Below are 11,679 nucleotides of genomic sequence, written 5' to 3'. Positions count from 1 at the left end.
CGGGATTCGCGGGAGGAGTTTTAATCGGTAAGCAGCACGCGCGACGCTTCTGTTTTTCGGAGCGACAACCGATACCCGATCAATTCGATCTCAATGGGATCCCCCAGCGGGGCATAGCCGACGATCGTCAGTTCGACCCCCGGCACCAGTCCCATCTCGAGCAAGCGAACCGAGATGTCATCGTCACCCTCAATCGAGCCGACCGTGACCCGATCTCCAATTTTGACGGCGGAAAGCGTCTTCATGCGACAGGAGCGACCGGCTGAACAAAGATTTGCAAGTGGTCACATTCACGAAAACAGAGGGTCGATCCATCCACGCGAACGATGCAAGGACTCCCTTGCTGCACGACCTGCACGACCACTCCGGCGCTCAAACCCATCTCAGCCAAGCGTTTGACGTCGTTCTGGTCTCCCAGAACGTCGGCAATCTCGGCTGATTGGCCGATCGGAAGCATATCGAGTGGCATCATGTCGGAGGACGGGGGTTGGTGGTATTGAGATTTAATCTCATGTCACGAGACTTCACTTTACCCGCTGGCCTAGGCCGATGCAAGGTACAGCGAGCGTAAAGTTAGGGACGAATGTCTAAGGAAGGAGGCGTGGAGCCTCGCTCTTCATGCTTCCTTCGAAATTAGTCATTCAGCATCTCCGGGACAGGATCGGACACGTTGGACAGGATCGGACACGTTGGACAGGATCGGACACGTTGGACAGGATCGGACACGTTGGACAGGATCGGACACGTTGGACAGGATCGGACACGTTGGACAGGATCTGCCCCAGCCCAGGACTGGTGGACGCTGAAGGTAGACTTTTTTACGCGGCCAAGCTCGTAGCGTGCCGGGCCTCGAACTGATTGGGCGTTAGGTAACCTAGCGTTTGGTGGATTCGCTCGCTGTTGTAGAACGTTTCAATGTAGCGGAACACGCTGAGTCTGGCCTCTTCGATGTTGGCGAATTCTTCGAACTTCGTCCGCTCGTGCTTGAGCGACCAGAAGAATCGTTCCATCACTGCATTGTCGTAGCAGCAGCCGGTGCGACTCATCGAGCAAGTGATTCCCAGCGTCTTCAGCGTTCGTTGATACTCGTCGCTTGTGTACTGACAGCCGCGATCGCTGTGATGCAGCAACTGCTTCGTGTTGGGCCGCCGCGACTCGATCGCATTGCGCAACGCGCTGTTGACCAACGACGTCGCCAGGCTTGTCGACAACTCCCACCCGACCACCTTGCGACTAAATAAATCGAGCACCACCGCCAGGTAAACCCAGCCGGATGCGGTTGGCAGATACGTAATATCGGTCACCCATTTTTGATTCGGGGCATCAGCCGCGAACTGTTGATCGAGGAGATTGGCGGCCGGACGCTTCGTGGGATCGGCCTTGGTCGTTGTCGGGTTGAAACGGCTGAAAACCTTGCTTTTCAGGCCTAAATCACGCATCGCTTTAGCGACGGTGTTGCGACAGGGCGATTCCATCTCGTCGCTCGCCTGCAGCTTTTTCGCAATCTTTTCGCTGCCGTAAATTTGATCCGACTGCTCGAAAACGTGTTTCACCGCTTGATGAATTTTCGCGGTCCGCAGCGCCCGGGGACCAGGCTGCGCACGGAGCGAGCGATAAAACCCGCTCTTGCTGACCTGCAGCACGCAGCACATGGTCTCGACCGGAAAGGAGTCACGATGTTGAGCGATCCAGGCGAATTGCACTGCGACTCCTTCGCAAAATACGCCGTCGCTTTTTTTAAGATTTCTCGCTCAAGTTCCGCTTGCTGCAGTTCCTTGCGCAGCCGCTTGTTCTCGGCTCGCAAATCTTCGAGCGAAGCGTCATCGCCGCACGGTTTCGGCTTCGGGGCGAGCTGCTTGTGCCATCGCCGAAGGCTCCGTTCCAGCACATTAACCGCGTCGGCCGCCGCCGAAAACGAGTAACCTTGCTTGACGACCAAGTCGACCGAGTCCTGCTTAAACTGTTGAGAGTACTTCCGTGGCATCCGATTCGATTCCTGAGACATGCAGACCTCCTGAGGGGATTTTCCAAAAATCCTTCAGCGTCCACCAGTCCTGGGCTGGGGCAATCGGACGCGTTGGACAGGATCGGACGCGTTGGACAGGATCGGACGCGTTGGACAGGATCGGACGCATTGGACAGGATCGGACGCGTTGGACAGGATCGGACACGTTGGACAGGATCGGACGCGTTGGACAGGATCGGACGCGTTGGACAGGATCGGACGCGTTGGACAGGATCGGACGCGTTGGACAGGATCGGACGCGTTGGACAGGATCGGACGCGTTGGACAGGATCGGACGCGTTGGACAGGATCGGACGCGTTGGACAGGATCGGACGCGTTGGACAGGATCGGACACGTTGGACAGGATCGGACGCGTTGGACAGGACCACGTTTTTATCTGGGACCACCGGACTAGCCTTTCAACAGAACGAGGGATATTCCCTCACGGAATCCCCGCGCAGAGGATCTCCCTCATCGTCCGACGATTCGGCCGATGTGTGAACGTGATTGGATGGTGGAATCGCAATGGGTAAATGACCCCAATTCCGTGTGCTTTGTCAACCGACAATTTTTGACCTGTGTTGCGACTGTCTTGACGTACCCTGCTTCGAGAGATTTTCCCAAAACGCGCTCTTCGTTTTGAGCGTTTCGCCTGGGGAATGCTTTCTCTGCCAAACATCCGAACCATGGGAGTTACTGCCGGCAAAACCGACGGCGGTAGTCGCTGGGAGCAACTTTCATGACCCGATTGAAGGATCGCCTCATGGAATCCGCGCTACCGAAGCCACTGTCCTTCGCAATCGTTTCGAGCGAATTGTCTGTTTCTTCAAGCCGACGACGCGCGGCTTCGACTCGCAGTTTCTCTACAAATGCCGCCGGCGTTTGTCCGACCTCGTTGCGGAATACTCGCGAGAAATTGCGGAGGCTCATGTGAACTTGTTCCGACATCGCTTCAACCGATAGATCACTCGCCGGATTATCGGTCGCCCATGCGATGAGCTCATTGATGGCGTTTCTCTCCGTCTGTTGCGATTCTAACGTAGCGCTAAATTGAGACTGCCCGCCAGGACGGCGCATGAAAACGACCAGCTGTCGAGCGCAATTAAGCGCCATCGCTCGCCCTAAATCTTCCTCAACCAGAGCCAACGCCAAGTCGATCCCAGCCGTCACTCCAGCTGATGTATAGACATTTCCATCTCTCACGAAGATTGAATCGGGCTGGACGGCGACTTGAGGAAAGCGGGCTGCAAGTTCATCCGTCGCCCGCCAATGTGTCGTCGCCTGCTTGCCATCCAGTAGCCCGGCTGCAGCTAGGAGCATTGCGCCTCCGCAGATTGATACGATGCGACGCGAGCGTCCGGCCAAGCGTCGCACGATCTTCAATGAGCGAGCCGACGGCGGCGTATTACTCATCCCATCGGCGGGAACAATCAGCGTGTCGATAGCGCCTCGACAGTTCGTCGCCGTCTGATGGCTCGCCATCGAAATACCTCCGCAAGAAAGAATCGACGCAGAATCGTCACCGCTGACCAGCTCCAGTTGATAGGGCGGCTTCTCGCCGCCGATTAGCGTATTCGCCAGAAAGAAAACATCCCACGGCCCGATCAGATCAAGCAGGACCACTTGTGGAAATGCAAGAAACACAATTCGCCGCGGTTTGTTTGACGCCTGAGCGCCGCCATCGTTCGCCATCAGTTTTCTCAAGTCCTTCTTGCACGACAGAATGGCCGAATATGTCGGAATATTGTCATTTGTGCCAATTGCGGCGTCAAGTAGATTCATGAAGTGCAAGGCCGCACGCCGCTAAATTGTCCACCGGAACTACTGACTGCAAGGCTTCACCCGTGCGAAATTCAATAACCGATCTGCGAATCGTGGGCGCCCTTGAGGGGCTCTCTTTCCTGTTGCTGCTCGGCGTGGCAATGCCGATGAAGTATGTCGCCGGGGAGCCGCTTGCCGTACGTGTCGCCGGAACGCTGCATGGCGTTCTCTTTCTGCTGTATATGGTCGCCGTCGTGCGGGCGGCCCGCTCGAATTGCTGGCCGTTCGAGCGGATCTTCGAGGCGATCATTGCGTCGCTCTATCCCCTGGGAACATTTGTGCTGGATCGCAAACTTCGTGAGGAATCGCGTAGGTCGCCGAATCGTTCGCTCGTCGTCGAACCGAGCCCTGCAGCGCATGACGCTTCTCAGGAAGGGGGCCGCTAATGGAGTATTTACGCCTCTTGCCGTACCACAGCCTGACGCGTTGGATCGTACTACTGTCCGCATTCTGGGCATTGGCGCAAGCGTGGCATGGATTGCTTTGCCGACGGAAATGGACGCGTAGCGACACGCGGGCAGGATTGACATTCACTACGGTTGCAAACCTGCAATTCCTGCTTGGATTGTTTCTCTACGTTTCCAGCCCTCATATCAAACCGCTCTTTGGGGATCCGGCTTACGCCTTTAGCAGCTACATGGCGTTTTTTCTGACGGCCTACCATCCGTCGATGATGTTCTTGGCTATCGGCTTTGCACAGGCCGTCTATTCCGTCGCCAAGCGTGTGGAGGATGACAGAAAAAAATTCCGCTGGGCCGCCTACGGATACTCGCTGGCGATCGTCTTGATGATTGCGGCGATCCCTTGGCCGTCGTACAGCTTTGGTCGGCCTTTCTTTCGGCCATTCGTTTCTGATGTGGATCAACGAACGAGCGTTCCTCTTCACCATTGACAAGGAGATTGAAATGGAAAAGTAAAGCGCACTGAAAGCCACCCCCGAATGCGGTTTGCAACGGGGCGAAACCGGCTCACAGAAATCATTCTTTTGCAGTTAAAGCACCTTTTAAAAACAATCAGGAAATTGATATGGATCGAAGAAAATTTGGTGGCGTAGTCGCGGCGACGGCAGTTGCAGGGATCGCTGGCTCGGCGGTTGCGGCCGATGAAAAGCCGCCTGTGCAAACGAGTCGCGTTTCGTTTCCATCCATCCAAGGTGGACGCAGGCCGGAAATCGCCATGCTGGTCTACCCTGGCCTCACCCTCATGGACATGCTCGGCCCCCATACCGTTCTGTCGTTGTCCTGCAATGTTCACTTGGTGTGGAAGAACATGGATCTTATGGAGTCTGACACGGGCGTCGTGCTGCGCCCGTCAATGACGCTCAAAGATTGTCCGCAGGACTTGGACGCTATTTTCGTCGGTGGCGGTCCAGGGCAGCTTGCGGTCATGAAGGACCCAGAGGTGATGAAATTTCTGGCGGATCGCGGGGCGAGAGCCAAGTGGATAACCTCCGTTTGTTCGGGTTCGCTTGTCCTTGGAGCAGCAGGTTTACTCAAGGGGTATAACGCGACCAGCCATTGGGCGTGCCATGCGGAACTGGAGTTGTTTGGTGCAACTCCGGTGGTGGCGCGAGTAGTGACCGACCGTAACCGTATTACTGGCGGCGGCGTGACAGCCGGGATCGATTTCGGTTTGACGTTACTAGCAAAGATGCTCGGCGAGGACATCGCAAAGATGAGTCAACTTGGCATCGAGTATGACCCCGCGCCTCCATTCGATGCAGGCACGCCCCAGAAAGCGGGCGAGAAGGTCACGAAGATGGCGCTCGACTGGATGGCGCCTGTCCTGAAGGCGTTTCCATCTGCGTGTGCCGCCGCCGCCAAAGACATGGATAACTACGCCGCGAAGTAGTGATGATTGTCCAGCTCATGCGTCACTTCCATTCGGAAGAATGGAAGTGACGCTGTGTCGGCGGCCTTATTTTTGTTCCGTCGTGGGCATCGAAGTCCAAGGGCGCGTGCTGAGGGAAACCGCTTGACAATCAACACGGCCGCTCGTTGATGCAACTGCATCTCTCGATCACCCGCGCCGCGCCGCTTCGATCGCCGCGACGTCGATCTTTTTCATCGTCATCATTGCGTTGAAAACACGACCAGCTTCTTCGCCGCCGGCGGCCAATGCGTCGGTCAGGACGCGCGGCGTGATCTGCCATGAGAGGCCCCAACGGTCAGAGCACCAACCGCAGGCGATTTCCTGACCGCCGTTGTCGACGATCGCGTTCCAATAGCGGTCGGTCTCGGCCTGATCGTCGGTCGCGATCTGAAACGAGAAAGCGTTGTTGAACCCGGGGCCGCCGTTGAGGGCGAGACAGGGAATGCCCACGACGGTGAACTCGACCGTTAGCACGTCTCCTTGCTTGCCGCCGGGATAATCGCCGGGGGCGTGCTGCACCGCGGTCACTTCGCTATCGGGAAAGGTGGCGGCGTAAAAGTTCGCCGCTTCGAGCATGTCGTCTTTGAACCACAGGCAGATCGTATTCTTGGGTTTCATCTGGGCGTGCTCCTTGGACAAATTGCGAACGTCAAAGCCTGGGTAAAGTCAAACGAAATGTTAATGCGCCAATCGCGCTTGCGCTCTATTCGTCAAAACTCGTAGCCCGAGGTGCGAGTTTTGGCGTTGCGATTTTTCGAATCAAGTGAACCAATCGTCGCACCTCGCTCCGGCTTCTCTCACAGAATCAGCCGCACGGCGTTAGCCGCGGTTTCTGACAGGAACTCATTGACGACGGAAAAGGAAGACAAGCAACCGCGGCTAACGCCGTGCGGCTGATGTCGATACAGGGACGCCATATCTCACCGTCCTTTATCCGTACTTGCTCGTTCGTGAACTGCAAAATTGCGCCTCTGTTTACAGTTGGAACTAGATCTTCACCTTGCGTCCCTTGACCACCGCTTCGGTTTGTTTGTGGCAGAGGACCAGCGCGTCGGCGGCGGTTTCGCCAGAGAGGATGTCGGACGGCGTGCCGGTTTCGATGGACGTGGCCGCTTCTTTCATCTCGGCGATGAACGCTTCGACCGGATCGCCGCCGGCTAGTTTCGGCTGCTTCGATTTTCCCTTTTTCGGGATGACTGTCAGCGGCATCGAGAGGACAGGTTGGTCGTCGATCACGCAGAAGTCGAACAGCAGCGTCGCTTTTTCAAAGTGAATTTCAAAGCCGTGGGCGAACGAGCGGCTGGGTTGATCGATCACGCCGGCGTTCAAGTTGACGACCAGGCTGCGGTCGGCGAATTCGAACTGTGAGCTGACATATTCGACCACGTCGCCGCGCATCCGGCCTTGGCTGGTGACGGCCGTCGGCATGCCGAACAGCAAGCGGATCCAATGCGAATCATGAATCTGCAGGTCGACCATCGGGCCACCTACTTTCTCGGCGTCCCAAAAGCCGTCGACCCACGTCGGATCAGAGATCGACCGTTTGAAACTGCCGCCGAGCAGCTTGCCGTATTGACCGCTGCGGGCCGCTTTCAGCGCGAAGTTGTACTCTGGAAAGAACGGCAGCGAATGCGCCGTCATCAGCAACTTGCCCGACTTCTGGGACGCTTTGACCATCCGTTTGGCGTCCGCGGCCGAGACGGCGATCGGCTTTTCGACCAAGACATGCTTGCCGGCTTCAAAGGCTTTAATGGTGAAGTCGGCATGAATCGCCGGGGGCAAACAAAGGTCGACCATGTCGATCGAATCGTCGGCCAGCATCTCTTCGTAGGTCGAGTAGGTCGCGACTCCCTTCAGATCGATCTTGGCGCCGGGAGGACCAAAGTTGCCTTTGATGCCGCGCCAGTCCCCTTTGAGACGTTTGGGATCGCGCGAGCTGACGGCGGCCAGTTTCATCGAACGAACTTTTTGGTAAGCCAGATAGTGAATCCAGCCCATGAAACCGACTCCAACGATGCCAACGCGAATCATAGTCTGTTTGCTCCTGATGCAGTTTTTATAAATAGTTTTGGATCGTGCGATGCGAAAACGGTCGCGGCGTTACTAGTTCGTTGGGAAGTTGCGGCATGGAAATCGCCGACGCCTATTTTTCTTCGTAGCCCGAAGCGCCAGTTTTAAGGTTTCACTATTTCGAATCCATCGAACACTAGCCCGCAGCGCAAGCGAGGGAATACGGCTCACCACTTCAATCCGTCTAAGGATCGCCAACTCTATTCCCTCGCTGGCGCTGGCGGGCTAGTGTGACGATTTGCGGTTGATTCTGGCCGTATTAACGTCCTTTTTTCGTGTTCGATCGTTCGCGAATTGCAAATAGCGCAACTTCAAAACTCGCGCTTCGGGTTACGAAGAAAAGGATCGTCGTATTCCCCCCATGGGCAACTTTACACCTTGTTGATTAAGTTCATGAATCGCCCGAACGCTTCGTCCCACGCGGTCGTGTTACGGGGCTGATATTCGGTCACGGAAAAACTGTTGCGGACGACTTCGCGGCTTTCCCACAGGTTGCCGATATCGCCCAGCGATACGGCCTGGGTCATTAAATTGCCGACGGCGGTCGCTTCGGTCGGGCCAGCGATTACGCGGCATTTGCAAGAGTCGGCGGCGAACTGACTGAGGAGCGTATTTTGCGCTCCGCCGCCGACGATATGGATGGTGTCGATCTGTCCGCCGGTCAGCTCTTGCAGCCAACCATGGACCATGCGGTAACGCATCGCCAGGCTTTCCAGGGCGCAGCGGATCACTTCCCCTTCGCTTTGCGGCGCTTGCTGTCCGGTGCGCGTGCAGAAGTCGCGGATTGCCTGCGGCATGTTGGCCGGCGCCGAGAAGCTCGCGTGATCGGGATCGATGAGTGAAGCGAGCGGAGTCGCCGCTTCCGACATGCGGACTAGTTCGGACCAGCTGAACTCGCGGCCTGCTTCTTTCCAGATGCGGCGACATTCTTGCACGAGCCAGAGCCCGCCGATGTTTTTCAACAGTCGCGTGGTGCCGCCGATTCCCCCTTCGTTGGTGAAGTTGTACTCGGCGCATTTGGCGTTGATCACCGGGTGCGTCGTCTCGACCCCCATCAGGCTCCAAGTGCCGCTGGAGATATAGCACCAGTTGGGCGACTTGCCGGTCGATTGCGTCGCCGGCACTGCCGCGACGGCGCTGGCCGTATCATGCGTGCCAGGCAAGATCACTTCGGCCGAGCGGATGCCGGTGGCGGCGATCACTTCGCTGCGCAACTTGCCAAGGTTGGTTCCGGTCGGCAGGATCTCGTGAAAGACGTTGGGGAGACCAAACTTCTCGATCAGCTTTTTCGACCAATCTTTGGTGACCGGATTGTAGAGTTGCGTCGTGGTGGCGTTGGTGACTTCGTTCCCTTTTTCGCCGGTCAGCAGCCAATGAAAAATGTCAGGCATCATCAAAAAATCTTCGGCCGCTTCCAAGATCGAGCTGTCGTTGCGACGCATCGCATACAACTGGTAAAGGGAGTTGAACTCGAGAAATTGCAGCCCAGTCTCGGTGAAAATCTGTTCGCGCGACGCGATTTCAAACGCATCGGTAAAAATTCCTTTGGTCCGCGGATCCCGATAATGCCGCGGGTTTCCGAGCAGCTCGCCGTCGTCTCCCAGAAAAGCGAAATCGACTCCCCAGGTGTCGACCCCCATGCTGACGATGTCATCACCATACTTGGCTTGGGCCGCTTTGAGCCCTTCTTGGACGTTTTTCCAGAGCAGCAGTAAATCCCAGTACATGCCGCCGGCTGCGTGCGTAGGCCCGTTATCAAACCGGTGAAGCTCTTCAAGGCGGAGACGTTCGCCGTCGAAAATACCACCGAGAACACGGCCGCTCGATGCGCCGATATCGATCGCCAAATAGGTTTTTGTCGCCATCAGAATCTTTGCTTTGCATGCAGGGAAAGTCGCTAAGTATTCCGGCGGCTCAGTTTAAAGCCTATTCGGCGCGATCACAACTTGCCTGTCGCGGGAGTGCGCCGACTTTGCGCCTGTACGACGCCCCCCTTTTTTTTTCGGCGTGGATGCTACATTAGCGACGGATAGACCTCGGGGAGTTTGCATGCAACCGACGACCGTAGAACAAGTCGTTCTCGACCTGATTGTGATTCTGACGGCCGGCGCCATCTCTGGCGCCGTTTGCCGCCGTTTTCAGATTTCGTCCTTGGTCGGCTATCTGATGATCGGCGCGATCTGCGGCAGCGGCGGACTGGGGTTTTTTACGAGCGAAAGCGAAGTACTGGCCCATTTGGCCGAAATCGGGGCGCTGTTTCTGCTCTTTTCGATCGGGATGGAAATCTCGCTCGACGAGGTCCAGGAGTTCGCGTTTCGCCTGCTGGTGGGCGGTCCGACGCAGTTGCTGTTGGTCTCGATCCCGTCGGCGCTGCTGATCCGCGCGCTCGGTTTGGATTGGCCGGCGGCGATTTTGCTGGGCTCGGCGATTGCGCTCAGCTCGACGGTGCTGGTGTTTCGCGCACTGAAAGAGGGGGGCGTGCAATCGACCGCGGCCGGCGTCTCCTCGATCAGCGTCCTCATCTTTCAAGACATGGCGATCGTCCCGCTGATGCTGATGGCGCCGTTGTTGGCGGGGGCGAGCGAAAAATCCTCGCTGGATCTGCTGAAGCTGGGCCTTTATTCGCTGATGTTCCTGGCGATTATCCCGATTTCTGGCCTGATTGTGCAGCGGATCGGCGTCCCGGTTTTACAGCGGCTACGCAGTCGCGAACTGTTGGTGCTGTTCGCGCTGGCCGTGTTGGGCGGGATGTGCTTTCTCGCGCATGAGCTTGGTTTGCCGGCCGCACTGGGGGCGTTCGCCGCCGGATTGATCCTGTCTGGCAACCGACTGACGCAGCAGGTCGACGCGTTGATTTTGCCGTTTCGCGAAACGTTCGCGGCGATTTTCTTTATCTCGCTCGGCGGTTTGCTCCACATCCAAGAAGCGATGCAAGATCCATGGTTGGTCTTGATCGGTCTACCGGTGATCTTGGCGCTCAAGACGCTTGGCGGCGCCGTCGCGCTGCGTGCTGTCGGCGTGCGCTGGCCGGTCGCTTTCTGCTTTGGTCTGGGACTGGCTCAGGTGGGCGAATTGAGCTTCTTGCTGCTGTCCGAAGGGATGCGGCTCGACCTGATCAACGCCGCCCAGTACAACCAAATGCTGGTGTTAGCGATTGCGACGCTGCTGCTGACGCCGGCGATGATCGGATACGGAATTCGGGCGGTCGGCGATCATCTGGCCGAAGTGGTTCGCCATGTGAAGAAGCTGAAGCGACCTCCGTCAGACGTGAAAGAGGCGGTGGTGATCGGCGTCGGTCCGATCGCCAAGCAGGTCGCGTCGCGGTTTGAGATGATGGGAATCTCGGTTTGCTTTGTGGATATGAACGCCGTGAACACCTATCCGCTGGAGCAACTCGGTTTTCGCACCGTGACCGGCGATGCGACGAAGCTGAAGACGCTGCAGCAGGCCGAAGTCGATCGCGCGCAGCTGGTGCTCGTCTCGGTTCCCAGTGACGAAGCGGCGGTCGCGATCGTCCGAATGATTCGCCGGTTAAACAAGAGTGCGACGATCATGGCCCGCTGTCGCTATCTCGAGACGCGTGCGCGCCTCCTCTCCTCTGGCGCCGATCTGGCGATTGACGAAGAGTCGCACGTCGCCAGCGCCTTGCTGTCGATGGTCGACTCGTTAGATCTTGCCCCTCATTAGGGCGGTTTTTGTCGCAATATCGACAAAATCGTTCCAATCTGAAGTTCGACCCCTGCTGTAACCGATGAAATGTTCTGGCATCGGAGGGATTGTTGACTAAGTTGGTCAACATGGTTTAGATTGAAATGAACTCAGCACGGAAGTGGAGTCCTCATCGTGACGAAAGCAGTCGTCAAATCATCGCAAACCATTGTTAGAAAACGACTTTCCGATATTTTGAAGC

General features: G+C 56.9%; 10 protein-coding genes and 2 pseudogenes. 4 read left to right on the top strand and 8 right to left on the bottom strand.

What is annotated here, in order from left to right; genetic code table 11:
• Positions 1-20: 20 nt before the first annotated feature.
• From M4951_RS23065 to M4951_RS23050, 5 genes and pseudogenes are all read right to left on the bottom strand, one after another.
• Positions 21-245 carry a ferrous iron transport protein A gene (locus M4951_RS23065; RefSeq protein ID WP_262023956.1) on the bottom strand — a complete coding sequence of 75 codons (225 nt, stop codon included), beginning with the start codon at positions 243-245 and terminating at the stop codon, positions 21-23.
• On the bottom strand, positions 242-472 hold the full coding sequence (locus tag M4951_RS23060; protein ID WP_262023955.1) for a ferrous iron transport protein A: 231 nt from the start codon (positions 470-472) through the stop codon (positions 242-244). The genes M4951_RS23065 and M4951_RS23060 overlap by 4 nt, the downstream gene beginning before the upstream one ends.
• Before the next feature lie 346 nt (positions 473-818).
• Positions 819-1,730 (bottom strand): annotated as a pseudogene (locus M4951_RS23055) (IS3 family transposase); the annotation flags it as partial.
• A gap of 50 nt (positions 1,731-1,780) precedes the next feature.
• Positions 1,781-1,984, bottom strand: a pseudogene (locus M4951_RS25685) (transposase); the annotation flags it as partial.
• Positions 1,985-2,699: 715 nt separating this feature from the next.
• Complete coding sequence (locus M4951_RS23050) at positions 2,700-3,698, bottom strand: GlxA family transcriptional regulator (protein WP_262023954.1); 999 nt, start codon at positions 3,696-3,698, stop codon at positions 2,700-2,702.
• Between the two features lie 152 nt (positions 3,699-3,850).
• Here M4951_RS23050 and M4951_RS23045 point away from each other — a divergent pair, with 152 nt between their 5' ends.
• The 3 genes from M4951_RS23045 to M4951_RS23035 all read left to right on the top strand — a co-directional run bounded on the left by M4951_RS23045 (position 3,851) and on the right by M4951_RS23035 (position 5,678).
• On the top strand, positions 3,851-4,213 hold the full coding sequence (locus M4951_RS23045) for a DUF3817 domain-containing protein (protein ID WP_262023953.1): 363 nt from the start codon (positions 3,851-3,853) through the stop codon (positions 4,211-4,213).
• Positions 4,213-4,719 (top strand): hypothetical protein, encoded by a 507-nt coding sequence (locus tag M4951_RS23040; RefSeq protein WP_262023952.1) that lies wholly within the window; start codon positions 4,213-4,215, stop codon positions 4,717-4,719. Before M4951_RS23045 ends, M4951_RS23040 begins: the two co-directional genes overlap by 1 nt.
• 134 nt (positions 4,720-4,853) lie before the next feature.
• Positions 4,854-5,678: a DJ-1/PfpI family protein gene (locus tag M4951_RS23035; protein WP_262023951.1), complete on the top strand. Its 825-nt coding sequence runs from the start codon at positions 4,854-4,856 to the stop codon at positions 5,676-5,678.
• Between the two features lie 168 nt (positions 5,679-5,846).
• On the opposite strand, the gene M4951_RS23030 is transcribed toward M4951_RS23035, so the two are convergent.
• From M4951_RS23030 to M4951_RS23020, 3 genes are all read right to left on the bottom strand, one after another.
• Entirely contained in the window at positions 5,847-6,317 is a 471-nt protein-coding gene (locus tag M4951_RS23030; protein ID WP_262023950.1) for a VOC family protein, read from the bottom strand.
• A 369-nt stretch (positions 6,318-6,686) separates the two neighbouring features.
• Positions 6,687-7,730, bottom strand: a complete 1,044-nt coding sequence (locus M4951_RS23025; protein ID WP_262023949.1) for a Gfo/Idh/MocA family protein — start codon at positions 7,728-7,730, stop codon at positions 6,687-6,689.
• 410 nt (positions 7,731-8,140) lie between these two features.
• Positions 8,141-9,634: a rhamnulokinase gene (locus M4951_RS23020; RefSeq protein WP_262023948.1), complete on the bottom strand. Its 1,494-nt coding sequence runs from the start codon at positions 9,632-9,634 to the stop codon at positions 8,141-8,143.
• Positions 9,635-9,818: 184 nt separating this feature from the next.
• Between M4951_RS23020 and M4951_RS23015 the strand changes: the two genes are divergently transcribed.
• Positions 9,819-11,456, top strand: a complete 1,638-nt coding sequence (locus M4951_RS23015; RefSeq protein ID WP_262023947.1) for a cation:proton antiporter — start codon at positions 9,819-9,821, stop codon at positions 11,454-11,456.
• Positions 11,457-11,679: the final 223 nt, after the last annotated feature.

This window comes from Blastopirellula sp. J2-11 (genome assembly GCF_024584705.1).
Lineage (GTDB): Bacteria > Planctomycetota > Planctomycetia > Pirellulales > Pirellulaceae > Blastopirellula.
The sequence above is the reverse complement of the archived record's forward strand: the minus strand, read 5'-3'. Positions and strand labels throughout refer to the sequence as shown.

Coding starts and splice junctions, on each gene's coding strand:
- M4951_RS23065 (WP_262023956.1), bottom strand. CDS start 245: ATGAAGACGCTTTCCGCCGTCAAAATTGGAGATCGGGTCACGGTCGGC.
- M4951_RS23030 (WP_262023950.1), bottom strand. CDS start 6,317: ATGAAACCCAAGAATACGATCTGCCTGTGGTTCAAAGACGACATGCTC.
- M4951_RS23020 (WP_262023948.1), bottom strand. CDS start 9,634: ATGGCGACAAAAACCTATTTGGCGATCGATATCGGCGCATCGAGCGGC.
- M4951_RS23035 (WP_262023951.1), top strand. CDS start 4,854: ATGGATCGAAGAAAATTTGGTGGCGTAGTCGCGGCGACGGCAGTTGCA.
- M4951_RS23015 (WP_262023947.1), top strand. CDS start 9,819: ATGCAACCGACGACCGTAGAACAAGTCGTTCTCGACCTGATTGTGATT.
- M4951_RS23025 (WP_262023949.1), bottom strand. CDS start 7,730: ATGATTCGCGTTGGCATCGTTGGAGTCGGTTTCATGGGCTGGATTCAC.
- M4951_RS23060 (WP_262023955.1), bottom strand. CDS start 472: ATGATGCCACTCGATATGCTTCCGATCGGCCAATCAGCCGAGATTGCC.
- M4951_RS23040 (WP_262023952.1), top strand. CDS start 4,213: ATGGAGTATTTACGCCTCTTGCCGTACCACAGCCTGACGCGTTGGATC.
- M4951_RS23050 (WP_262023954.1), bottom strand. CDS start 3,698: ATGGCGAACGATGGCGGCGCTCAGGCGTCAAACAAACCGCGGCGAATT.